This window comes from Yaniella sp. (genome assembly GCF_030453185.1).
Classification (GTDB): domain Bacteria; phylum Actinomycetota; class Actinomycetes; order Actinomycetales; family Micrococcaceae; genus Yaniella.
In genome coordinates, this window is sequence record NZ_JAKDKW010000038.1 from 1 (window position 1) to 22,809 (window position 22,809).

The 22,809-nt window shown below is 56.6% G+C and carries 19 protein-coding genes and 3 pseudogenes; 12 read left to right on the forward strand and 10 right to left on the reverse strand.

The genetic code is table 11. The features are described 5' to 3' along the window. Positions 1-780 (forward strand): alpha/beta hydrolase (locus L0H14_RS07130; RefSeq protein WP_301421552.1); only part of this gene is annotated, 780 nt, incomplete at its 5' end. A gap of 437 nt (positions 781-1,217) precedes the next feature. On the opposite strand, the gene L0H14_RS12505 is transcribed toward L0H14_RS07130, so the two are convergent. Both L0H14_RS12505 and L0H14_RS07135 read right to left on the reverse strand, forming a co-directional pair. Further along, positions 1,218-1,499: an LLM class flavin-dependent oxidoreductase gene (locus tag L0H14_RS12505; RefSeq protein WP_301468394.1), complete on the reverse strand. Its 282-nt coding sequence runs from the start codon at positions 1,497-1,499 to the stop codon at positions 1,218-1,220. Between the two features lie 59 nt (positions 1,500-1,558). Continuing rightward, positions 1,559-3,073 carry an aldehyde dehydrogenase family protein gene (locus L0H14_RS07135; protein WP_301419186.1) on the reverse strand — a complete coding sequence of 505 codons (1,515 nt, stop codon included), beginning with the start codon at positions 3,071-3,073 and terminating at the stop codon, positions 1,559-1,561. Between the two features lie 215 nt (positions 3,074-3,288). On the opposite strand from L0H14_RS07135, the gene L0H14_RS07140 reads away from it, so the two are divergent. The 5 genes and pseudogenes from L0H14_RS07140 (at position 3,289) to L0H14_RS07160 (ending at position 9,333) form a co-directional block, all read left to right on the forward strand. Beyond that, positions 3,289-4,239 (forward strand): helix-turn-helix domain-containing protein, encoded by a 951-nt coding sequence (locus L0H14_RS07140; RefSeq protein ID WP_301421563.1) that lies wholly within the window; start codon positions 3,289-3,291, stop codon positions 4,237-4,239. A gap of 196 nt (positions 4,240-4,435) precedes the next feature. Beyond that, positions 4,436-4,771, forward strand: a pseudogene (locus L0H14_RS12510) (alcohol dehydrogenase catalytic domain-containing protein); the annotation flags it as partial. A 129-nt stretch (positions 4,772-4,900) separates the two neighbouring features. After that, positions 4,901-5,488 carry a zinc-binding dehydrogenase gene (locus L0H14_RS07150; RefSeq protein WP_301419189.1) on the forward strand — a complete coding sequence of 196 codons (588 nt, stop codon included), beginning with the start codon at positions 4,901-4,903 and terminating at the stop codon, positions 5,486-5,488. Between the two features lie 474 nt (positions 5,489-5,962). Next, positions 5,963-8,560: a penicillin acylase family protein gene (locus L0H14_RS07155; RefSeq protein ID WP_301421553.1), complete on the forward strand. Its 2,598-nt coding sequence runs from the start codon at positions 5,963-5,965 to the stop codon at positions 8,558-8,560. Positions 8,561-8,607: 47 nt separating this feature from the next. Further along, positions 8,608-9,333: a DedA family protein gene (locus tag L0H14_RS07160; protein WP_301421554.1), complete on the forward strand. Its 726-nt coding sequence runs from the start codon at positions 8,608-8,610 to the stop codon at positions 9,331-9,333. Here the strand turns inward: L0H14_RS07160 and L0H14_RS07165 are convergent. From L0H14_RS07165 to L0H14_RS07175, 3 genes are read right to left on the reverse strand one after another with little or no spacing between them, the layout of a single operon-like run. Continuing rightward, complete coding sequence (locus L0H14_RS07165; RefSeq protein ID WP_301419192.1) at positions 9,296-9,886, reverse strand: dihydrofolate reductase family protein; 591 nt, start codon at positions 9,884-9,886, stop codon at positions 9,296-9,298. The two genes, L0H14_RS07160 and L0H14_RS07165, sit on opposite strands and share 38 nt — an antisense overlap. A gap of 31 nt (positions 9,887-9,917) precedes the next feature. After that, positions 9,918-10,565: a dihydrofolate reductase family protein gene (locus L0H14_RS07170; protein WP_301419193.1), complete on the reverse strand. Its 648-nt coding sequence runs from the start codon at positions 10,563-10,565 to the stop codon at positions 9,918-9,920. Between the two features lie 20 nt (positions 10,566-10,585). Further along, positions 10,586-11,260 (reverse strand): helix-turn-helix domain-containing protein, encoded by a 675-nt coding sequence (locus tag L0H14_RS07175; RefSeq protein WP_301419194.1) that lies wholly within the window; start codon positions 11,258-11,260, stop codon positions 10,586-10,588. 469 nt (positions 11,261-11,729) lie between these two features. Here L0H14_RS07175 and L0H14_RS07180 point away from each other — a divergent pair, with 469 nt between their 5' ends. Both L0H14_RS07180 and L0H14_RS07185 read left to right on the forward strand, forming a co-directional pair. After that, positions 11,730-12,392, forward strand: a complete 663-nt coding sequence (locus L0H14_RS07180) for a trimeric intracellular cation channel family protein (protein ID WP_301421555.1) — start codon at positions 11,730-11,732, stop codon at positions 12,390-12,392. Positions 12,393-12,397: 5 nt separating this feature from the next. Further along, on the forward strand, positions 12,398-12,649 hold the full coding sequence (locus L0H14_RS07185; RefSeq protein ID WP_301421556.1) for a Smr/MutS family protein: 252 nt from the start codon (positions 12,398-12,400) through the stop codon (positions 12,647-12,649). A 30-nt stretch (positions 12,650-12,679) separates the two neighbouring features. On the opposite strand, the gene L0H14_RS07190 is transcribed toward L0H14_RS07185, so the two are convergent. Both L0H14_RS07190 and L0H14_RS07195 read right to left on the reverse strand, forming a co-directional pair. After that, positions 12,680-12,967, reverse strand: coding sequence for a hypothetical protein (locus L0H14_RS07190; RefSeq protein ID WP_301421557.1), 288 nt, complete (start codon positions 12,965-12,967; stop codon positions 12,680-12,682). Between the two features lie 306 nt (positions 12,968-13,273). Then, on the reverse strand, positions 13,274-15,919 hold the full coding sequence (locus L0H14_RS07195; protein ID WP_301421558.1) for an immunoglobulin-like domain-containing protein: 2,646 nt from the start codon (positions 15,917-15,919) through the stop codon (positions 13,274-13,276). Positions 15,920-16,342: 423 nt separating this feature from the next. On the opposite strand from L0H14_RS07195, the pseudogene ectA reads away from it, so the two are divergent. The 4 genes and pseudogenes from ectA to L0H14_RS07215 form a co-directional block, all read left to right on the forward strand. Further along, positions 16,343-16,840 (forward strand): annotated as a pseudogene (ectA, locus tag L0H14_RS07200) (diaminobutyrate acetyltransferase); the annotation flags it as partial. Between the two features lie 60 nt (positions 16,841-16,900). Further along, positions 16,901-18,193 (forward strand): diaminobutyrate--2-oxoglutarate transaminase, encoded by a 1,293-nt coding sequence (ectB, locus tag L0H14_RS07205; protein WP_301421564.1) that lies wholly within the window; start codon positions 16,901-16,903, stop codon positions 18,191-18,193. Positions 18,194-18,242: 49 nt separating this feature from the next. Next, positions 18,243-18,629 (forward strand): annotated as a pseudogene (locus tag L0H14_RS07210) (ectoine synthase); the annotation flags it as partial. 232 nt (positions 18,630-18,861) lie between these two features. Next, positions 18,862-19,665 (forward strand): hypothetical protein, encoded by an 804-nt coding sequence (locus L0H14_RS07215; RefSeq protein ID WP_301421559.1) that lies wholly within the window; start codon positions 18,862-18,864, stop codon positions 19,663-19,665. Positions 19,666-19,671: 6 nt separating this feature from the next. Here L0H14_RS07215 and L0H14_RS07220 read toward each other — a convergent pair whose 3' ends face one another. From L0H14_RS07220 to L0H14_RS07230, 3 genes are read right to left on the reverse strand one after another with little or no spacing between them, the layout of a single operon-like run. Beyond that, positions 19,672-20,502 carry a DUF1989 domain-containing protein gene (locus L0H14_RS07220; RefSeq protein ID WP_301421560.1) on the reverse strand — a complete coding sequence of 277 codons (831 nt, stop codon included), beginning with the start codon at positions 20,500-20,502 and terminating at the stop codon, positions 19,672-19,674. A gap of 17 nt (positions 20,503-20,519) precedes the next feature. Continuing rightward, positions 20,520-21,662 (reverse strand): alanine dehydrogenase, encoded by a 1,143-nt coding sequence (ald, locus tag L0H14_RS07225; protein WP_301421561.1) that lies wholly within the window; start codon positions 21,660-21,662, stop codon positions 20,520-20,522. Between the two features lie 22 nt (positions 21,663-21,684). Continuing rightward, positions 21,685-22,761, reverse strand: a complete 1,077-nt coding sequence (locus tag L0H14_RS07230; RefSeq protein ID WP_301421562.1) for a tellurite resistance/C4-dicarboxylate transporter family protein — start codon at positions 22,759-22,761, stop codon at positions 21,685-21,687. Positions 22,762-22,809: the final 48 nt, after the last annotated feature.

The window sequence follows — 22,809 nt, forward strand, 5'->3', positions numbered from 1 at the left end:
ATAGCAATCGTGGGGGTACTTATGTGGTCTCTTCAACGTTCGATGATCTATTTTCCTGATACCTCAGAGGTGCCTGCTGCAGCAGATGTGCTGGAGGGCGGGCAAGACCTTACGCTGCACACTTCTGATGGCTTGGAACTCGAGGCCTGGTTTGCTCCGCCCACCGAAGACGCCGTCGACCGGGACATGGCGGTCTTGATGGCACCGGGAAACGGCGGAAACCGTGAAGGCCGGGCTGGTTTAGCTCAGCACCTGCAAGACCGCGGATTCTCCGTACTGCTCATGGACTACCGCGGCTATAGTACGAATCCGGGGCGTCCGAGCGAAAACGGCTTGATTCGTGATGGCCTTGCCGCCACCGACGCTTTGGAGGCACAAGGTTTTGCGCCAGATCAGACGATCTACTTCGGTGAATCTGTCGGCGGGGGAGTCGTTGCTGCACTGCTGATCCAGCGCCCGCCTGCCGCAGCTGTTTTTCGTTCGCCCTTTACTGATCTCGCTGAGGTCGGAAAACGCCACTATCCGTGGTTGCCGGTAGGAATACTGCTCCGCGATCGGTTCTCGGTCACCGAGCATGTCAGTCACACGCAGGTGCCCATCTCTGTGATCCGAGCCCGCCACGATACCGTGGTGCCAGCCGAACTGAGTACGCAAGTTGCCGCTGCCGCGCCGAATCTTGTTGAGGAACACGTACTCGACGATGCGGACCACAATGACCCGGTCATGTTTGGGCCAGAAATCGCCGACGTCGTTGTGCGAATCGCAGATGAAGTGTCCTGAGCTTGTTGTTTAACCTGCAGGCTGCTTTCCGACGGGTTTGTTCCGTACAACATAGGCGTCGTGTTGGGGCAGCGAAGAGACTGGTGTATGAGAAATAGCATTAGGCGGCCACTGTTTCTGATCATGTTTTTGTCTGTTAACAAAAACATCAGAGACGGCCCCCGAGCTCCCACAAAACGCCGATGAGCGCCATATTCAGGACACCGCTGCACCCACAGAGGATAAATAACACGCTTGGATGCCGGTTGCATTACAAACTCGGCATCGCCCAGCGGTTCACCGGCCAGAGTGGCACGGAGCACGGGCAATGTTTCGTTGAATAACTCGCGAGCATTGGTGCTCGCGTAGCCCGAAGCGTCCAAATTTCGGCGCTAACCCCCGGAGCGATGCCGAATTCAAACCGTCCGCGCGAAAGAACGGCGATCACGGTGGCTTCTTCAGCGGTGCGGACCGCGTTCTCGTGTGGCAGCCGCGGTACCTACGCGAATGCGTTGTGTTGCCTGAGCTGCGGCGCCCAGTAGCGGCCAAGGGGGCGCCAAGCCGACCTCGTCAGCCTTGAAATGGTGTTGGGCGATCCGCACGGTGGCGAATTTGCAACGCTCTGGCTGCTGGATCCTTTCGAGCAGCCCAGCGATCGCGCTGGGCTGCTTTGTCGGTCGGTGACGCTGGTGCCCGTAAGTAATACGGTACCGTTGTCTCGAAAGAAGGTGGCAAAACAACTCTGACGCCGCACCCGAACTTTGTTGGGAAACGACGTCGGAGACTGTTCTCTATATCGCTAGAGCGCTATGGTCACAGATTTTACCTGGGTGTACAGTTCGATACTTTCTGGGCCGAGTTCTCGTCCCCAGCCAGACTGATGGTATCCGCCAAAAGGTAATTGGCTATCTAGCGCGTGGTATGTGTTGACCCAAACAGAACCAGCCTGCAAACGACTTGCAACGCGGTGAGCTCGACTCAGGTCTTTCGTCCAAAGTGCTGCTGCCAGCCCGTATTCACTATCGTTAGCGGCTTCGATCACTTCATCCTCTTGTGAAAATGGGATGGAGAGTGTCACCGGTCCGAAAATTTCTTCTCGTGAGATTGACATATCCGGTGTCGTGTTTGTGAAAACCGTTGGCTCGATATAGTAGCCGGTGTCTCCCCAACGGTTGCCACCAACCAACACTTTTGCGCCCGCAGCCTTGCCCGCGTCCAGATAGCCGACCACCCTGTTCAACTGTTCTTCTGAAACAAGCGGAGTGATATCGGATGCCGGGTCGTTACCTGGACCGATTTGGAGTTGTTCGACGGCCTCGGCCAGGGCACTGTTGAACTCGTCATAGATGTCTTCATGCACATAGACCCGAGTGCCTGCCTCACAAGCCTGGCCCGAATTCAGGGTAAACCCTTGCAGCGCGCCGGCGACCGCATTAGGAATGTCAGCATCGGCAAAGACAATATTCGGAGACTTGCCGCCAAGTTCCAGTGAGACTTTCTTCAGGTTCCCCTTGGCCGATTCAACAATTTTCTTACCAACCTCGGTAGAACCAGTAAACGCAACTTTGTCTACATCAGCGTGGCTAGAAAGCACAGCACCAATATCTCCGTACCCCGGCACAATATTGACAACTCCATCCGGAATTCCGGCTTCCATTAACACTTCACCTAGAAGTAAAGCCGAAAGTGGAGTTTGTTCTGCAGGTTTCAACACGACCGTATTTCCGGTCGCAAGCGCCGGAGCGATTTTCCAAGCCGCCATCAGTAAAGGGAAATTCCAGGGGATAATCTGACCACAAACACCTACGGGCTCACGCCGGGTATACGAATGGAACTCCGCTTCTGGCGGGGCCAAGACCATAGATGGATTGTTGACAGATCCTTGTATTTTTGACGGCCACCCTGCATAGTACCGAAAACAATCAGCCGCGGAACGGACATCGAAGGCTGCTGCAATACCTTGTGGTTTACCATTGTCCAGTGACTCGAGTTCAGCAAAATCATCGGCCCATTCGGTGATCTTTTGTGAGATCCTCCAAAGAAGCTCTTCACGCATATTCGGTCGCATGCGCGCCCACGAACCCTCCTCAAAGGCACTCCGTGCCGCAGCAACTGCAGCGTTAAGGTCCGCTTCGGTGCCTTGGGCCACCTCGGCCAGTACTTCACCGGTGGCCGGGTTATAGGTTTTGAATACTTTCTCTGCCCTGGAATCTACCCATTCGCCATTAATCAGCAACTGCTTCGGACGGTCTAGAAATTCCCGTAGACGGGAAGAATTGATGGTAGTGGTTTCGGAGCCGAAGGTGATGCTCATGGTATTCCTTTCATGATCCACACGTGATTGCTCTGATTGAATAGTGCGGATTGCTAGAGATCTAGATATTCCATCTGGGATAGTTTCGCTGTAAGTTTCGGATTACATAGACTATTGTGGCCTAAGACACATCGCGGTTCTTGTGTTGCAGCGCACCATAATTGAAGAAAAATGCGAGGCCATTGAGCCATCGCTCGTTGGATTGCGAGGAAACTTTGAACCCCATCCAAAGTGCAGGAAATTTAGACACCTGGGCGAACCTGCTATCGCGCTATTTTGTTCCGGTAGAAGCTCATGACGGAGCCCACGAGGATAATGTCACGAAAACTACCTCTAGGTTCTTTTCTGGGAAGCTTATCGGACGCCGCTGGAGCTCTAAAGCTATGGCCCAGCTATCAGTCAATGCCCATGCGGTGTCAAGGCAGAGTACTCTTGGCGACGCAGAGGGTCCAGGGTATTTTAAGTTGGCTATCCAAGGGGCAGGGCGTGGCATTGTCATGCAAGATGGCAAAGAGGCTGTGCTGGAGACGGGTGAGTTTGCCTTCTTTGACGCCAGCCGACCATATACGGTGTTGTTTGATGACAGCAGTACGTCTCACATCCTCCTTTTTCCGCGACAGCTGTTGCATTTACCGTTTGATTCAGCCGATGAGTTGTCGGTCATGGCATTTGGTCAGGGTAAACCTCTATCGCGGATTGTTACGAGTTTTTCGAACGAATGCGTTGACGCGATGAAGCATCTCGGTGGGCCCGTGGCCAGACGGTTGGCTGATAACTTGATCCACCTTCTGGGCACGGTTATCGCCAACGAGTTATATTCCGGTGGCTCTGACCTGGGGGACCGACACCGCAAGCAGCAAGTGATGGCCTATGTGGAGGAACACCTTGAAGATCCGGGTCTGAATCCTCAAGCAATCGCCGCAGCTCATTTTATATCGGTGCGCTCGCTGCATCAGCTTTTTGAAAATGAGAACCAGACAATCGCCGCGACCATTCGTTCGCTGCGTCTCGAGCGTTGTCGTATGCAGCTGGAAGATCCCTCTCAAGACGCAGTGCTGCTTTCTTCGATTGCAGCACAATGGGGATTTGCTGACTCCGCCCATTTTTCCCGCGCCTTCCGCCAGGCGTATGGTGCCACGCCATCGCAGTGGCGTGCGATGCGGTGACTCCGCGGTTTGGTTTTGCCGCATGACATTTCTTTGCCCTGTCGGTCTAAGCCTTGCGTTGTTATTCAAGTTCCTCGCGCTAAGGTTCTGGTTCCACTGTGTGACGCCGGGCACAATGGCTAGTGTGTCGGTTTGAGTGGCATAGCACACAAGTCTTTTTAGATTTAGAATTCCAAAGTTGTGAGGAAGGTTTGTAATGCGAGCAGCTGTCGTAAGAGAAGCGAATAAACCCTTAGTTGTCGAAAATATTGCGGATCCCAGCCCAGGCCCGGACGATGCAGTTCTTCGCGTGGAAGCATCTGGAATCTGCCGCAGTGATTGGCACGGTTGGCAAGGTGATTGGGAATGGATCGGCTTGGGTATCGAACTTCCCGCCGTACTCGGGCATGAGTTTGGTGGAGAGGTAGTCGCGGTCGGCAATAACGTTCGCAACTTCCGGGAGGGTGACAAGGTTACCGCTCCGTTTCACCACGCATGTGGACGCTGTGAGTTTTGTTTGTCTGGCCGACCCAATTTGTGTGCTGAAGTATTCGTATACGGGTTTGCCGGAGTGCACGGGAGCTATGCGGAGTACTTGCTAATCACTGAAGCAGATAGCAATTTGATTTCGCTGCCGGAAAACGTAGCTGCGACTTCAGCTGCCGCCCTTGGGTGCCGGTATATGACTGGTTACCATGCGATTGGACGTGGCCGAGTCGGTCCAGGGGATTGGGTCGCTATACAAGGCGCAGGCGGCGTCGGGCTGTCTGCGATTCAAACTGCAGCTGCAGTTGGGGCGCAGGTGATAGCGGTCGACATTGACGAAGATAAACTCACAAAAGCAAAAGAAGCCGGGGCTTCTGTGGCGGTCAATTCAAAAACTGAAAACGTCGCTGAAGCAATCCATGAGGTCACGAAGGGCGGAGCGCATGTTGGTGTTGATGCGCTAGGAATACAAGAAACCATCACAAATTCACTCAGCTCATTACGCAAGGGTGGCCGACACGTACAGGTCGGGTTGACCGGCTCGGAAGAACAAGGCATAGCTCAAATCCCCATTGACGCTATGACCGCTGGCGAAATCGAACTTGTCGGAAGCTTCGGTAACCCTCGGCCCGACTTCCCAGGTCTTCTAGCTCTGGTGTCGCAGGGGCGTCTGGATCCAGGATCGCTGGTCGAAAGGGAAGTGGGGCTGGGAGACGTGAACGAGGTCTTCGACAACATGTCTGAATTTAAGACAAAAGGTTTCAACATTATCACGCAGTTCTGACCGATAACTACCACCTCGGTGCTGGTGTCAGCCTAAAAGCTGGCGCCGGCACCAAGTTCTTTCTAAGCCTTCTAGAGAAGGGCGCTTAAGCTTGTTATTTAACCTCTGCGAGTAGGCATCAAGCCTTGGTATGGCGCTGACCGGTGGACCTGGTTGATCATCGCAGCCCATACCCAGCTGCGGTTAGCACGCCCTGTTGCCAGCGATCACCGGCTGCCATGGCAAAAGCCACTGCCTTCGACCATGTTGACTCCAGCACGAGTCGGGTCAGGCTACCGCCGCATCTGCCAGACCTGTTGCGATCCTGCGAGCATGCCGAAACATAGCCGAGCCGGCCCAGGACGCCCCAGAGGCAGAAAAACCGCAAAAAGCACGGATCCAGCCCGTCGGAAAACAACCTGGAGGTTAAATAACAAGCTGAGTCACGTAGCCTAAAGGGAGTTTCCTCTCACCTCATCAGTAAAGGCCCACGTCATGCCAGCAAAATCAGCGCGCCGCTTCGGTAAACGTCCTCGCCTGCGCAACGTCATCCTCGGTACCATTTCGACTCTGGTCGTGCTCGCCTTAGCCCTCGGCGGCTTCGTCGCCTGGTCGGTTTTCCGAGCGTTTCCTGACACCGAAGGCACGCTGGATGTTGTCGGGCTTGAACACGAGGTGACGGTGCAGCGTGACGCCCAGGGCATTCCGACGGTTACCGCCGAGACGTCACACGACCTGTTCTTCGCCCAGGGTCTGGTGCACGCCCAGGATCGTTTTTGGGAAATGGACTTCCGTCGTCATATGACCAGCGGACGGCTCTCTGAACTGTTCGGCGCCTCGCAACTGGATACCGATAAGTTCCTGCGTACTCTGGATTGGCACGGGATTGCTGAACAGGAGATTGAGGCTCTGCCGGACCGTGAACGCGCCTATTACGAGGCCTATGCAGACGGCGTGAACGCCTATCTCGCCGAACGGGAGGGCGGCGCGCTAGCCCTGGAGTACACCGTACTGGGGCTGCAAAATAGTGACTATGAGCCTGCACCCTGGACACCCGTTGACTCAGCGGCCTGGCTGAAAGCTATGGCCTGGGACCTGCGCACCAATATTGAAGATGAAACCACCCGCGCATTACTCACGCAACGCCTTGATGACGATGCCATCGAAGATCTGTACCCCGAGTATCCCTTCGACGAACATCCGGTGATTCTGGCGGAAGACCCCGATGGGTCCGGCATTGCGGAGGCCAATATTCCTGAGCCGTCCGGCAACGCAGCCGATGACCAACCAGTAGGGCAGCAAACTTCAGCAGAAACTTCCGAGACTGCACCAACGGTGGAGGCCGCATCGCTGCTCGAGGTGATCGCCGAAGTCGATGCACTGATGCCCAATGTCGGGGAAGGCGTTGGTTCCAACTCGTGGGTTGTTTCGGGAGAGCACACCGAGTCCGGGTTGCCGCTGCTAGCAAACGATCCACACTTGGGCGCCTCGCTGCCATCGGTATGGCATCAAATGCACCTGCGTTGTGCAGAAGTCAGCGAGGAGTGCCCCTATGATGCCAGCGGCTTCGGATTCTCTGGGCTGCCCGGCATCGTCATCGGGCACAACCAAGACATTGCGTGGGGCTTTACCAACCTGACCACCGACGTCGCCGACCTCTATGTGGAACGCGTCGAGGGTGATGAGTACTGGCACGACGGCGAGAAACGTCCGGTCGAAACTCGGCAAGAAACACTCGAGGTCGCCGGCGGCAACGACGTGTCTTTGGATGTTCGATCGACCCACCACGGCCCCATCTTGTCTGACCTACAACGCGACTTCACGATGATCACCATCAACCCGCCGACCGATGCGGTGGAGGACGCCGAGATTCCGCCCGGCGAGTTTGAGCTGAGTTTGCGTTGGACCGCACTGGACGTCACCACGACTGCCCAAGCGATCTTCACCCTCAACCGCGCAGAAAATTTTGGCGATTTGCGACAAGCAGCCTCAGAGTTTGAGGTGCCGGGACAAAACCTGGTGTACGCCGACCGGCAGGGCAATATCGGGTATCAAGCACCCGGCAAACTTCCGATTCGGGGTGCCGGAGATGGCTTCTTGCCGCAACCCGGCTGGGATAGTGCCTACGATTGGCAGGGCACCATCCCCTTTGACCAACACCCGGTGAGCTATAACCCAGACTCCGGATATATTGTCACCGCCAATAACGCGATCGTCACCGACGACTACGAGCACTTCTTGAGTCGCGACTGGGACTACGGCCACCGGGCGGCTCGCATTGTCGAAGAGCTTGAGGCGAAGCTCGAGGCTGGTTCAGTAACGGTTGACGATATGGCTGAGCTGCACATGGACAACGAGTTTCCAGCAGCCGATGCACTGCAAGAGGCCTATGCATCGATCGACGTGGATGATGCCGAAGTACAAGAAGCCATAGCATTGCTAGCGGACTGGGATGGCCAAAATGACCCGGATTCTGCCGGCGCAGCGTTTGCCAACGTGCTGTGGAATCATGTCACCCACGCGATGGTTCGAACCCAAGAAACCGATATCCCGCGAGACGACCAATCACGGTATGCAGTGTTTTTCAAAGCCCAACTCGAAGACCCAGAAAGCCCATGGTGGGGTGATTCCCAAGAACAACTGCTCACCGATGCCGCCGTTACGGCCTACGCGGAGCTCACCGACGAACAAGGTTCAAACAGTCAGGACTGGAACTGGGGCGACCTCCATGCTCTGACGCTCACCCACGAGTCCTTCGGCACCAGCGGCATCGGCCCAATTGAAGCACTCTTCAACCGCGGGCCCTATCCTGTTGGTGGTGGTTCTGGTGTCGTCAATGCCACCGGTTGGGATCTGGATGAAGGCTATGCCACGACTACCGTGCCGTCCATGCGCATGGTGGTCGACGTCGATGACTGGGACAACTCTGTATGGCACAACCTCACCGGTACCAGCGGACATGCATTCCACCCGAACTACACAGACCAAGCCCAAGATTGGGCCGACGGTGAGCAGTACCCGTGGAACTACTCTGCTGATGTCCTCGAGCAACATTGGGAAGACACCCTCGTACTGCAACCGACAGGGGACTAGCCCAACGCGTTCACGCAAATCCAAGAGACGATCCCTATCATGGACCTATGATTGAAGATGTCTCGTACGGCTGGTTGGGCGACCTCCTCATGGCCGTCATGGAAGCCCTGGGCCCCATCGGGCTGGGAATAGCAGTGTTCGTTGAGAACGTTTTTCCGCCCATCCCGTCCGAACTGTTCCTCGCCCTGGCAGGGTTCACCGCGGCCAATGGTACGTTTACACCGGCCGCCGGCATCCTGTGGGCAACCATCGGTTCGGTAACCGGCGCGCTCGTGCTCTACGGCCTGGGCGCGTGGCTTGGGCGTCGCCGGTTATATAAGATCGCCTATGCCATGCCACTGGTGGACATTGATGACGTCGAGCGCACCGAACGCTGGTTCATCAGGTTTGGATACTGGACCGTCTTTTTGGGCCGGATGGTCCCAATTTTCCGTTCGCTGATTTCTATCCCGGCTGGCATCGAGCGCATGAACCTCTGGCTGTTCACACTGTTGACCGCGGTGGGATCGTTGATATGGAACACCCTGTTCATCATGGGCGGTTACCTGCTGGGCTCTAATTTTCATCTGGTCTCGGATTATGCCGACGTCTTCTCTAACGTGGTGTTGGGCCTGGTCATTGTGGCGCTCCTGGTCTGGATTACTCTGCGGCTATTACGAAATCGACGTCGAGCGCGCGATCCGAATTATCTGCCCGAGACACCAGACGAGGCGGCAGCTCGAATCGATGCACTGGTCAGCCAGCACCCAACACCCGGTACTTCAGATGCGTGACATTGTGACGTGCTACCACTCGGGTCTGTTCTAGAGCGATCATGTTGTTTTGCACATCGTCGAAGAGCCTGCGCCCTCGTCGCAGGAGCACGGGCACGAGATGAACCTGTAGCTCATCGAGTGCCCCGTGATTGAGGGCCTGTTTGATTGCTCCGCCGCCGTGGAACGCCACGTCGGTACCTGATACGGCAGCGTAAGCCCGTTCAAGGGCTGCGCTAAATCCCTCGGTGACGAAGTGAAATGTCGAACCGTCGCGCACGTCGTCGGGCCGAGCCCGATGCGTGAGCACGAAAATTGGCACTTCAAATGGGGGCCGCGGCCCCCAAGCTGCTTGGGCATGCTCATAACTATCACGTCCCATGATCATTGCTCCGAGTCGGTCAAAGTCCTCTTGCAAAATATTCTCTGCGGTTAGTTGCTGGCGATCAGCGCGGTCATGGGCGAACCAGCTGTGCAGTACGGAACCGGAGTTCCCCATAGGGTGTTGTGGGCTTGGACTCGATCCGACGTAGTATCCGTCGAGGGATGTGCTGATGCTTGCATATGTCGTCATGATGTAACCTTTCGCGCTGCTTGGTTCGTGTTTAGACTTCCTCGACCACGTCCTTGCCATCGCGCACGGTGGGCATCTGCGTGATGACCATCTGCTCTGGGGTCATTTCCACATCAAAGACACCATTGTCAGTCACCACCCCGTGCTGCACGTTCATCTTGTAGGAGGGGCCTGAGCCATCGAAGAGTCCAGCTCCGGGACCAACAGTGACCGGCGCGATGAGGAATCGGTAGGTATCCACCAGTCCGGCTTCATGGAGTGTTCGTGCCAGTTGGATGCTGCCGTGGACTTGGAGTTCCTTATCCTCGCCTGAAGCTTTGAGTTCGGTGATATCTTCGAGGAATCTGTCGCCTAGTGCGGATGTTGTATCTGCCCAGGGCCCGTCGACCGGTCTCGAGGTCACCACATATTTGTGCGCGGTGTTGAGGAACGTCGCGACGTCATTGTCCGGGTCCGTGACTTGCGGCCAGTACCCGGCAAAAATATCGTAGGTGGTGCGTCCTAACAGTAGGGCGTCGCCTTGAGTGAACCACCGATTGGCCGCTTGTTCGCAGCCGGTGTCCCAAACGGTGAACAGCCACCCGCCGTCGGTGAAACCACCACGGGTGTCCTCGTCTGGCCCGCCAGGTGCTTGGCTCACTCCGTTGAGCGTTTTGAAGAGATTGATACTGAGTTTCATGGTAATCATCCTTGTTTTAGCTATGAACTGTCGATGACGAGTTCTGAGTCCTCCAGGGGTACGTGAAACGCGCGACAGAAGGTCGCTAATGAGTGTGGTGGTCCCTCAACTTCTACGGCGCCTGAGGCAAGTGCGTCAGACGCTGACATTGTGCCGGCGAGTAGGAGCCGGATTTCAGGTCCAGCGTGAATGGTGGTGTCGGAAGAGAAATCTGGGGTCTCCGTACCCACCGCGATGTTTGTGCTGTCGGCCCGAACCCAGGCGCTCGCTGGTCCAGCGTGCACCAGATACGTCACCGGAGCTTCGAGCACGCCGGGTTGGTAAGCGCTGCGGATGGCTGCCGCTAGCGATGCGCTGGTGATCACATCAGTGGGCGCGGGGGAGCTCATCCGTTGAGCGCCCCACAGTCCCAGAGCATCAAGAATGGGCTGGAGCTGGTGGCCGTAGTCGGTGAGTTGATAGACCACACCGCGCTGCGGAGATTCTGCTATCTGACGTTCGGCGACACCGGCGGTCTCCAGTTCTCGTAACCGGGTAGTCAACACGTTCGTGGGGATACTCGGCAAACCTTCGTGGAGGTCCTTGAAACGACGTGGTGCGATACTGAGATCTCGTACGAGCAGCAGTGCCCACCGTTCTCCGAGCACCCAGGCTGCTTTGGCTAAACCACAGAATTGGCCGTAATTCTTACTCATGACTTCATTTTATGAAGTGTACTTCGCAATAACAATAGAAATATTGTACTCAGGCAGCCTGCCGGACCGCAGCACACCGGTGGTGTTGGACGGTTCTTGAACAATGAACCAGGGGTGACTAGGTGCTTCAATCTGCTTTCTGCAGGGCCCTTGTCGGCTCAGAATCTGCGGCGGTACGCTGAAAATTCTGGGGCGGATTGTTGACGATGATCACTCGTTGTCATGGCTATTTGCGGTGCCTGGCGGAGCGGAGCCTGCTTTGGCTCCACCACAGGCTGCCGTACAGGTCATGGGGGCAATTCGCTCGACGCACCTGCGAGATCTCTTATCCCCGGTAGGTGTCGAGTTCAGAGCGCTTTGAGTTGTTGCTTTCACTTCCATCACGGGGAGACAATAGCCTGATGAACGTGTTGCGTCAGCATGCAGAGATCTCCAAAAAGCGCGCCTGTTTTCTGATCGTAGGTGCACGATGAATGGATCCCCGACCCCATTACTCGTCCTAGATTTACTGGGGACGTTCGCGTTCGCGCTCAACGGTGGGCTGACGGCTGTTCGTGTGGCTCGAGTGGACATCGTCGGTGTCCTCACACTGGGCATGATCACTGCCATGGGCGGCGGGATTATCCGTGACATTTTATTGGGTGACGTACCTCCGGCTACATTTCGAGATTGGCGATACCTTGCGGTGGCTGCAGCCGGCGCCCTGATTGCTTTTGCCTTCTCCTGGCTTCTCAACCGGTTGACCATGCCCATCGAAATTCTCGACGCCGTGGGACTGAGCGTCTTTGCCGTCACCGGGGCCAGTAAGGCCATCGAATTTGGGTTGGGTCCGGCGCAGGCAATTATCTTGGGCACCATTACGGCGGTCGGCGGTGGAACAATACGCGATGCCTTGATCCTCAAAATCCCGTCGGTCATGAATGAGGGGCTTTATGCCATTCCTGCACTCGTTGCTGCAACAATCACTGTGATCGCCACGTTGGCCGACGTCTACGGGGTTACTGCCGCCATCATCGCAGCAGTCGTGTGCTGGCTGATTCGGATCGTTGGTGTGTTTTACAAACTGAACGCACCGCAACCGCCCGGGCTGCGGAAGAACAACGACGATGGAACTGAAGAATCTGGAGAGTGACACTCATGCGTTTGAAACTGGATCTGCATGATATCTACAATAAGAGCAAAGACTTGGATAGAGCCCTGCACGGCCTCATAGATGAGGCCGAGGAAACCGGCGCCAAGAAAGTTGAAATCATTCCCGGCAAGGGCAGCGGTGCCTTGAAGAAACGCGTGCTACGTTTCCTCGAACGAAAAGATATCAAGGCTCGCTATCATCGGGTGGAAAAAGACAACAAAAATTCGGGCCGGCTGTTTGTGCATTTCAAACACTGAACCTGGTCGACGGTGGGCACCGTGGCTCCATCAACAGTCATGGAAGAGTTTGACCTTATCCACTGTTGTGCCGTCGAATTCGACCGTGTTTGCGGTGAAGGAGCACTGGTTGATCGCCACACCGGTGATGTTTGGGCTATATCGATGATCATGGAAACGCGGTTCGAAGCCCTCCCGGTACGAGCTTGCATCAGCCAGGTGGTAGCACTTCGATCCACTCGAGGAGTTGACGGTGAGGAACAGGGTATCGCCTGCTTCTGACGTGACGATGACCGTTGAGGACCAGATCGATAGCAAGGTCGTTGATCGCTGGCCCAAGCCGTCCCGGAGATCGTTTGTGGTCCTTCGAGCCGACCGAGTGGTTGGCGGCGCCGTGGAGTACAGGGGTGCCGTCAAGAGCGTGCCGGAGGCTACGAGCCCCAGCAATAACAGCGCCGCTGGCAGCCACTACACAATGCGTATCTCCAAGAAGCCTCCTGACGTGCTTGGGCACAGAACTGATGTTCGAAGCTTAGGACCCTAGTCTTACACTCGTGCAGCATTGTTGGAAAAGCATCTGGCGGTGCACCTCGTTACCGAGATACACCGCCAGATGATTATTGAGTTATGTCGTAGCAGTGTTTACTACATCTGTTGACGACGCTTTGCAATGAGCATGGCCATACCCGCGGCAATCGCGAGACCGCCAAGTGCTGCTATCCACCCGATGTTGGCACCGGTATTGGCAAGCCAGCCGGACGAATCCTTACTGTCAGTGACCTGATCTGAAGCTGCGGCGTTGGTATCGCTGTCCGTACCAGGTCCGCTACCGCTTCCAGCAACGCCGGAGGTCTGGTCGTCCTGTTTGCCATCCGTGGAGTCGGCGTTCCCGGATCCGTCGGTAGTGCCGTCAGTTGGCTCGTCGTCAGAACCATCTTCGCCTGGAACGGTCGGAGTTGGTTCATCACTTGGCTCCGATGTCGGTTCTTCGCTCGGTTCAGCAGAAGGGTCTTCAGTAGGTTCCTCTCCAGAGTCTGCAGCTTCGGCGACGGCTACGACGCGTTCGAAGGTCGTTTCGTTGCCTGCATCGTCAGCGACACGGTATGTCAGTGCATAGTCACCGAGTGCGGAGGTATCCACTTCGCCTTCGACCTCGACGTCGTCGGTGGTCAGTGCGGCACAGTCATCGGAGAGTTCGATGTCTGCCAGCGGATCGAAATCAGCACCGAACTCAACGGTGTTGTTCGTGGCGGTGATTTCCGGATCAGTGTGGTCGCGGAGCAGTTCTAGAGTGTCGACCACAGTGCCGTCGAGTTCCACGGTGTTGCTGGTCACCGTACACTGATCGACTTCAACGCCGGTGATGTTTTGCTTATTCTGTTGGTCACGGAAACGGGCTTGGAAACCGTCCCGGTATTCGTCGACATCACGCAGACCATAGTATTTGGAACCGCTCGCGGAGTTCGCGGTGACGAACAGGGTTTCGCCCTCTTCTGGAGTCACGCGAACGCGCATGCCCTCATCTAGCCGTGGGCTGGATTCTTTTCCTTCATAGGTCAGCGGTGGGGTAGCCGATTCCTGAACTGTCTCGGTGGCGGTTTCAGGTTCAACGACGTCACCGTTGGCATCGACGATCGTCTCGGAGGTTGCGGGGTCGACTTGGTTGCCGTCGGCATCGATCACGAAGCTGCGCGAGTACGAGTGGTCGTGGCCGGTCAACACGACGTCAATATCGAGGTCGTTGATGATCGGGCCGAGGCCATCACGTATGTCGTTGGTGGTACCCGATGTCGAGTGGTTGGCCACACTGTACAGCGGGCGGTGGAACGTGAGCATGGTCCAGTGAGCGTCATCGCCGTGTTCGGCGATCGTGGTCTCGAGGAACTCACGGTGATCGTCCCAGTTCCGGTATTCGGTACTGATATTCAGGTGCAGCACATCATTGTGTTTGAACCAGTAGGTGCCTTCGGAAGAATCGTATTCCGCAAGGTTGGGCTGGTTGTAGTGCTGGTGGTACAGCCGCTGCGGGAAGCCACTCATGGAGTCGTGGTTGCCCAGTGTCTGTGCGAAGGCGTTGGTTCGCATCTGGTGTGGAGACAGGTAGGCGCTGTACTCGTTGACGTTGCCGCTGTAGTCGTTGATTTGGTCGCCTGCAGAAAGCAAGAACTGCGACTCCGGGAAGAGCTGATCGTTAGCATCCAGCGCGTTCTGCCAGCCTTCCGCGTCCCGCGCGACATTGCCTGACGCACCAATTTGTGGGTCACCGAAGAACGTGAAGGTGTGTTCCAGATCCTGTTCGAAGACCTCGAACTGTGCGATATCTGACCAGCGACCCTCATCCGAACCCACACGGTAGCTGTAGGTACCCGGTGTCAGGTCAGTCAGGGTGGCGTGGGCGTAGTCGCGACCAGAATCGGCACTGGAGTCTTGTTCGGTCGTGTCGATGGTGGTTGTTTCATCCGGCATGGTGTCGTGTGCGCCCTCAGCCAGTTGAACCGACTCAGCTACACCCGAATCTGTGAACCAGGAGAGACGACGCTCAGTTGGATCAGCGCCCATGCCCAACAGGATTGAGGTCTGACCATCGTTGGTTGCTTCGATCTGGTCGAAACCCAAGTGCTCTAACCCGAAGTAGATATCGGAGCTGGAGTCGCGACCTTGGTGCAGCTGGACGGCGATCGTATTCACGCCTGCTTCAAGGTGCTCATTCGGCACGACGAACTCACCCCGGTTCGGGGAGCTGCTGTTGGAGCCACCGTAGACCAGGTTTCGATCCTCGCCTTCTTCGGCAAAGTCGAGACCACCGTCGTGGAATCCGTCGATGCGTTCCCCGTTGACGTAGACAATGGCTGCGTCATCGTAGCGAAGCGATCCGCGCAAGACGGTGTCTTCATTGAGGTCTGCTTCATCGATGGAGACCTCGGTGCGGAAGAAGAACGCTTCTTTATTGAGCCCATCAGAGTCCGGGTAGTACTGATCCAGCAAGGTATCTGGATAATAGCCGCCGCTGAGTTCGGCCTGTTCGCCGCGTAGTGCGCCGAAGCTACCGGGTGCAGTTTCCCACTCCGAGTCATCAAATTCTGGTGCAGCCCAGTCGGTACGGTCGTCCAGGCCATTTGCCGGGTCCGTTCCGTCGTCGAGGTAGTTCCATTCGCTCGTTTCGTTCAAGAGCTCGGTATCGAGCTCAGGGTCTACTTGCTGCGCATGCGTAGGAGCAATGAATACGAGGCCGGACGCAGCGAGGCCAAAGGTAAGGGTCGTCGCTGGCAGCCATCGAGAGATGCGAGTCAAGAAGAGGTCACCTCCAGGTGTGTAATGCGTGAGTCATGAGTCGTGGACTCAGTGATCATGTCGTGCCGATCTGAACGCAATTGCTCGAAGGAGCAAAGTCCTGGTCCACGAGAGATGAAGCCGCGGTGAACTCGACCGGATGCTCGCGCGGTCTCGAATAACTCATCGCTACAGCGTGGTCTGAGTCACGAAATCTGAGGTGCGGGGCAGTGAGGTCGGCCATTGAGGTAACGCGACGATAACAAGACTATAACGAAATGATAACGGCCACCCAGGGGGTTTCGGGGTGGCGGTCGGGTTACTGAAAGCCGCAGCACCGTGCGACAGGATGGCGATATGAGCGTGCGGGAATGTGGCCTGTTGGGCCATGGTTGGGCACTTTTTCGGGTTGCTATATGCGCTCAGTTCGCTAATCTGAAGCTCATGCCTCATTCCGACACTGAAAACGAACATTCTCGTTTCACTATTGATCTGCGTGCGCCACGACAGTCAGACGGGGCCGCCATGTGGCGGTTGACCCGAGACACCGGCGTACTGGATCTGAACTCTTCGTATCAGTATCTGCTGTGGTGCCGAGACTTCTCCGCAACCAGCGTGGTCGCAGTCTCTGACCATGATCAGCAGCTGATGGGTTACATCACCGGCTACATGCGTCCCGACGATCCCGCCGTCTTGATGATCTGGCAGGTCGCCGTCGATGACGCAGCGCGCGGCCACGGTTTGGCCAGCCGCATGCTCGACTACCTGGTGGAAACCACGTCGGCGCAGAGCCTCGAAACGACCGTTACCGACGATAACGCCGCATCCAACCGACTCTTTGCGTCGCTGGCCGAGCGCCACGGTGCCAACCACGACATCACAGCTTTATTCACCCCGGACATGTATCCGGATAATCACGACACCGAATATCTGCACAGCATTGGTCCACTGACACCAACGTCAGAGCAGAAATCACCGAAGACGACCCTGGAGGGGAATCACATGGACACCAGTATTTTTGAAACAACAGAGTCTGAAGTACGTAGCTACAGCCGCGGCTGGCCAACAGTTTTTACCAAGGCATCCGGTTCGATCATGACCGATGAGCAGGGTAAAGACTATATCGACTTCTTCGCCGGTGCCGGCGCACTGAACTACGGTCACAACAACCCTGAACTGCGCTCCGAGCTCGTTGAGTACATGACCTCCGATGCTCTGGTGCACTCACTAGATATGATGACTCCGGCCAAGCGCGACTTCCTGCAGACTTTCAAAGATCTGATTCTTGAACCACGCGACCTGGACTACAAAGTCATGTTCCCAGGACCAACGGGTACCAACACCGTTGAGGCCGCACTGAAGCTGGCCCGTAAGGTCACCGGCCGTCAGCACATCCTGTCCTTCACCAACGCTTTCCACGGCATGACCCTTGGTTCACTGTCGGTCACCGGTAACTCCATGAAGCGCAAGGGCGCAGGCATGGCCCTGACCAACAGCTCGAAGATCCCATTCGATGATTACCTCGACGGCGCAACCACAGACTTCCTCTGGCTAGAACGCGTACTGGAAGACTCCGGCTCCGGCGTTGATAAGCCAGCCGCCATCATCGTAGAAACCGTACAGGGCGAAGGTGGCCTGAACGCTGCTCGCACAGAATGGCTGCGCGGCCTCCGCGAGCTGACCGCTCGCCACGACATCCTGCTGATCGTCGACGATGTGCAGGCTGGTTGTGGACGCACCGGTACGTTCTTCAGCTTCGAAGAAGCCGGCATTACCCCGGATATCGTCTGCGTCTCGAAATCAATCTCAGGTTACGGCCTGCCAATGGCACTGACCCTGTTCAAGCCTGAACTAGACGTGTGGGCACCAGGTGAGCACAACGGCACCTTCCGTGGCAACAACCCTGCCTTCGTGACCGCTACTGCAGCACTGCGTCGCTACTGGGCCGATGACTCCTTCCAGAAGGGTCACCTCACCCAGGTCATCGATACGATCCAGGATGCGCTGACCAAGATCGCCATCGAGGTCGAAGGCACCACCGTCAAAGGTCGCGGACTGCTGACCGGCCTGTCCTTCCAAGATTCGGACGTGGCCAGTAAAGTTGCTGGCAAAGGATTCGAAAAAGGTCTGCTGATGGAAACTTCCGGACCAAAAGACGAAGTTCTGAAGCTAATGCCCGCTATGACCATCGAACTCGATGTTCTGGAGCGTGGGCTGCGCATCCTTGCCGATGTAGTCAGCGACGTCACCGGACAAGAGATCACGTTGGTACTGGGCGAAACCGCAAACGTCTAAGACTTCGCGGATCCACGACCCCAAACTTTTTCGAGAGGAATACTTTTCTATGATCGTCTCCCAGCTGGAAGACCTAAACGGCACAGAGCGCGACGTCACGTCAGAAACCTGGCGCTCACGCCGCATCGTGTTGGCCCGGGAAGGCGTTGGCTTTTCGATGCACGACACCGTCATTTACGCCGGTACGACTTCGACGTTCCACTACGAAAACCACATCGAAGCCGTCTACTGTGTGCAGGGCGAAGGTACACTCACCAACGAAGAAACCGGTGAAGTACACGACCTGCGCGACGGCACGCTGTACCTGCTGGATGGCCACGAGAAGCATACCGTGCGTGCCACCACTGAACTCCGCATGGCCTGCGTGTTCAACCCACCGGTGACCGGCCGTGAAACGCACGACGAGTCCGGGGTCTACCCGCTCGTGACCGAAGAGGGCGCTGACCGTAAGGTGCCAACTGAGGCTCGCGTTGGTGAAGAGACAAAGATCGCCAGCCAGGCTGAACCTTCCGTGACTTCCTAGTCACCACGAAGTTTAAAACGACGGCGGGTGTCGCACCATACAAGGTGCGGCACCCGCCGTCGTTTTGCTGACTGACCTGGGAAGCCGGTCTAGACTTGATAGCTGTTGCCACGAAAACTACAGAAGAAGGAAGAGTACAACAGCTATGTCACGATCCATCAGAACCGGAGTTGCCGCGGCCGCGATTGTCTCATTGGCGCTAACAGGATGCGGTGCCAGCGCTTCCGATGTCCCAGCGTTTGAAGACATCGAGGGGGACATGTGGGAATCGATGGCAGCTTCTGAAGCCGTGGCAATGACGGCTGTGCTTCCTGAAGCAATGTCCAGTGATGCCGCGATCATCGAAGAGATGCTCGGCGGGAATCTTTCTGATCTGCAGATCTATGGTTCGTTAGATGAATCTGCCACGGCCATTCGCCTCGGTGAGGATCAAGAACCGATCATGTCTTTCTTTGGTGACGAAGTGTACGTCTCCATGGACATGATCCAGCAGACCATGAACTCGTCAATGGCAGAAGAAGCTGAGCTCGAGGGCAAATACCTTGATATCAGTGACGACTATGATGCCGCATCCGGCACAGTCGATGTAGCAGATCTGCTAGAAGACATGCGCTCGACAGCCGAATCAGGTGGTGCTGATGAGGTGACCGGTTTTGACTTCGGTCAGTTGCAGTCAGAAGGCAGCTACATGCAGCTCGACATGGAAAGCGACGATACCGGCTGGTTCTACTCCATTGACGGTGAAGATGAGAACGCCATCATGAACGGTGAAGCCGAACAATTTATCGGGCTGGCCTCGGACCATGAATCACCGCGGTTGTTGGAAATTCGTGATGGAGACACCGCCATGGAATTTAGCTGGGATGACGAAGTCGAAATTCCGCAGCGTCCAAGCGAGGATCAATTGGTCACGGAAGAGGATGTCATGGGAATGGCCTTAGGACAGTAAGCCCGATCAGTGTTTCATGCCGTGCTGCCCCGAATAGGCAGCACGAGCAGGCTGGCTCCAACCCTCTAACAGGCGGTCATCGAGGGAAAACACTTCAACACCCAGTGGACGACACACGCTGAGGGCATCCCCGGCATCGGGACCGAACATCGGCACCGACAGATCCCCGCCAGGACAGGTCGACAACGCGACGAGCAGATCAAACTCGGCGAAGAACTCAAAGTAGTCTCCGCGTTGTGCCGGGGAGGTCTTCATAAAATACTCATCGTTGGCATTCAGGCCAGTGCACTGGAAAACATTCAACACATCGTGCACGTCGAATTCCGTGAGATGGAACGGCGCTATGGCCCGTGTCAGGTTCGAATGGCAATGGTAATCAAAGTCTTCGCTCTCCAGCATGCGACTCACATACGGGTCGCAGCGGGTGCCCAGCAGATCGTGCACTCTGCCGCCCTCGGTGTCCTGACCGTAGTCGCGCAGTGAGTCACCGATGATGGTCACCATCGGCCGCAGAAACGGCAGAGTTGACCAGAGACGGTCGAATTCTGTCACGTGAGCAGCCTGCAGCTGCCGGGTCCTGGCAGCCCACATTCGTTCTCGCGGGTCGGCCAGACTCCAGAAATTCATATCGGCCACCTGCGCACCCTCGATGGTGGTGACGCGGCAGACGTGGCCGGCCGGCACCACCCAGGCACGGCCGGAACGGATGGGAACGGTCAGTTCCTCAACTAGACGCTGCTGTTCACCGGTGCGGTCCCGAATGGCCGCGTAGAACGTTTTGTCGACGTCCAGCGGGCCACCCGGCACAGACTGGTATGCGGCTTCGGTTAGATCCATAATTCCTCCGCATCCACTTAGGCGTTGGCTAGAATATCCTCCACCGGAGTGAAGTCCTGTGCCTCGTCCAAGGAGAGTTGGTCAGACATCGCATCGAAGACACCTCGGTGAGCCAGCTGACCGTTATGCGCGTTGAGACCAGCGGCCAAGCCAGCATCATGAGACAGTGCCCCGGCCCAACCCTGGGAAGCAACACGTTGGATGTAGGGCAGCGTGGCATTAGTCAACGCCGCAGTGGAAGTCTGCGGGACACCACCAGGCATATTGGAAACACAATAGTAAATCTTGTCGCCCACCAAATAGGTGGGATCTTGGTGCGTGGTTGGACGCGAATTTTCAAAACAACCGCCCTGGTCAATAGCAATATCAACCAATACAGAACCAGGCCGCATGGTTTCTACCATTTCGGCGGTCACAAGTTTTGGCGCCGCAGCACCCGGGATAAGCACCGAACCGATCACCAGGTCTGCATCTGCCACGGCTTCGGCGATGTTCATGGCGTTGGAAGCCAAGGTATCAAGGCGGCCTTGGTGCGTCTTGTCGAGTTCAGCCAGACGTTCCAAGTTCAGATCAATGACCTTCACATTGGCACCCATACCGGCGGCAATAACGCCGGCTGCTTCACCAGCCACACCACCACCAATCACCACAACGTTGGCACGACGGGTTCCGGGAACACCACCCATCAGCACACCGGAGCCACCCTGCGACTGGGTGAGGTGGTATGCACCGGCAACCGGGGCAAGCCTGCCGGCTACCTGACTCATCGGTGCCAGCAGAGGCAGTGCACGACCACGGGTCACGGTTTCGTATGCGAGTGCGGTGACCTTGGAATCCAAGATGGCCTGGGTGCATTCAGCAGAGGCCGCCAAGTGCAGGTAGGCGAACAGAATTTGGCCTTCGCGCATCTGCGTGAGTTCCTCACCCACCGGTTCTTTGACCTTCAGGATCATCTCTGCGCGTTCCCAAACTTGGGCTGCGTCCTCGACGAGTTCTGCACCGACGCTGCGATAATCCTCATCCGTGATGCCTGAGCCAATTCCAGCTCCGGTCTGCACCAATAGGGTGTGGCCGGCTTTGACCAGCTCGTGCACACCACCCTTGGTGAGGGCAACGCGGTTTTCGTTATTCATAATTTCTGTGGGTACACCAATCAACATGATCTAAAGAATACTCCTTTTCTCAGCGCCGGGGTGAGATACGCAGCACAATGGCCCGCAGCATTGCGGCAAAGGTGATGATCCAGGCCGTCACAGCCACCCACATCCACGCGGTACCTACGGCTTCGACGATTGGTAACTGGTTGACACGGCCCAGGTAGATGCCGGCCACCGAGTACATGCCCAGCGGGAAAACGATGCTCCACAAGCCGGGTTCATAGACCAGTGGTACTTTGGCAATCATATGGCGCCAGATGCCGATGCCAAACAGTGCCGGGATCATCCAGGTCGCAAAGCACCAGAACAGCACGGCCATGCCGGCTACCAGCCCGCGGGTGGCATCCACCATGGGCGACGGCGCCATTTCGGCGATGCGGGCTGCGGCCACCACGGTGATGGCAAGGGCTCCCATAGACACCCAGTAGGGTGGGTTGAATTCGCGCGGATCTAGTGGATAGCTCATCATGCGAAGGGCCACGAATACCGCGACGGCAACATAGAGCACCAAGCCAATCGACCACGCGAAGACTGCCGTGATCGCGAGGATGTCACGGCTGCCGGCCAGCACCGGTTCCAGGGTGGCAGCCAGTACGGCCACTGATTGCGCGCCCACGACCCAGACAAACCAGGAACCGTTGGCGCCTTTGATGATTGGACGTTCAGCTTTGCCCAGTACTGCGAAGACCGGGACCAGGTACCCCAGTGCAAGCCAGGAGATGGCGGCGATGACCAGCAGGGCGACGGCGGTGGTCCACCAACCGGACAGTGCGAGCCGGGAGCCGAGCACACCGGTGCCGGCCACGAATGTGAAGAACCCGAAGGACTGGCGGATGTCGTAGAAATCTTCGGCCATGGCTGACCGGTGTCCGATAAGCCGCCACAGGTTCAATACAACCAACAGCACGTAGGACACTGCGGCGATGATCAGCAGCATAATCGAAGCGATGAAGTAGCTGCGCAGGTGGAGACTGATCGAGACGATGCCTGAGCCCATGACTAGGGCAAAGTATCCGGGAGTCAGGTCCCGCGGCCTCCACCACGGCGTCGTAGGCGTACCTGCATGCTTTTGGGGCTGTTGTTGGTCCTGGATGGGTTGCACGGTGCTTCTTTCGGGTGTTGCTGATGCTCTCTCATCACCATAAACCTA

What these genes read in the sequence shown, in the direction of transcription:
- L0H14_RS07135 (WP_301419186.1), bottom strand. Translation starts at nt 3,073, where the DNA reads ATGAGCATCACCTTCGGCTCCGAAACCACTACCATCAATTCTTCCCGT.
- L0H14_RS07150 (WP_301419189.1), top strand. Translation starts at nt 4,901, where the DNA reads ATGACTGGTTACCATGCGATTGGACGTGGCCGAGTCGGTCCAGGGGAT.
- L0H14_RS07155 (WP_301421553.1), top strand. Translation starts at nt 5,963, where the DNA reads ATGCCAGCAAAATCAGCGCGCCGCTTCGGTAAACGTCCTCGCCTGCGC.
- L0H14_RS07160 (WP_301421554.1), top strand. Translation starts at nt 8,608, where the DNA reads ATGATTGAAGATGTCTCGTACGGCTGGTTGGGCGACCTCCTCATGGCC.
- L0H14_RS07165 (WP_301419192.1), bottom strand. Translation starts at nt 9,886, where the DNA reads ATGACGACATATGCAAGCATCAGCACATCCCTCGACGGATACTACGTC.
- L0H14_RS07170 (WP_301419193.1), bottom strand. Translation starts at nt 10,565, where the DNA reads ATGAAACTCAGTATCAATCTCTTCAAAACGCTCAACGGAGTGAGCCAA.
- L0H14_RS07175 (WP_301419194.1), bottom strand. Translation starts at nt 11,260, where the DNA reads ATGAGTAAGAATTACGGCCAATTCTGTGGTTTAGCCAAAGCAGCCTGG.
- L0H14_RS07180 (WP_301421555.1), top strand. Translation starts at nt 11,730, where the DNA reads ATGAATGGATCCCCGACCCCATTACTCGTCCTAGATTTACTGGGGACG.
- L0H14_RS07185 (WP_301421556.1), top strand. Translation starts at nt 12,398, where the DNA reads ATGCGTTTGAAACTGGATCTGCATGATATCTACAATAAGAGCAAAGAC.
- ectB (WP_301421564.1), top strand. Translation starts at nt 16,901, where the DNA reads ATGGACACCAGTATTTTTGAAACAACAGAGTCTGAAGTACGTAGCTAC.
- L0H14_RS07215 (WP_301421559.1), top strand. Translation starts at nt 18,862, where the DNA reads ATGTCACGATCCATCAGAACCGGAGTTGCCGCGGCCGCGATTGTCTCA.
- L0H14_RS07220 (WP_301421560.1), bottom strand. Translation starts at nt 20,502, where the DNA reads ATGGATCTAACCGAAGCCGCATACCAGTCTGTGCCGGGTGGCCCGCTG.
- ald (WP_301421561.1), bottom strand. Translation starts at nt 21,662, where the DNA reads ATGTTGATTGGTGTACCCACAGAAATTATGAATAACGAAAACCGCGTT.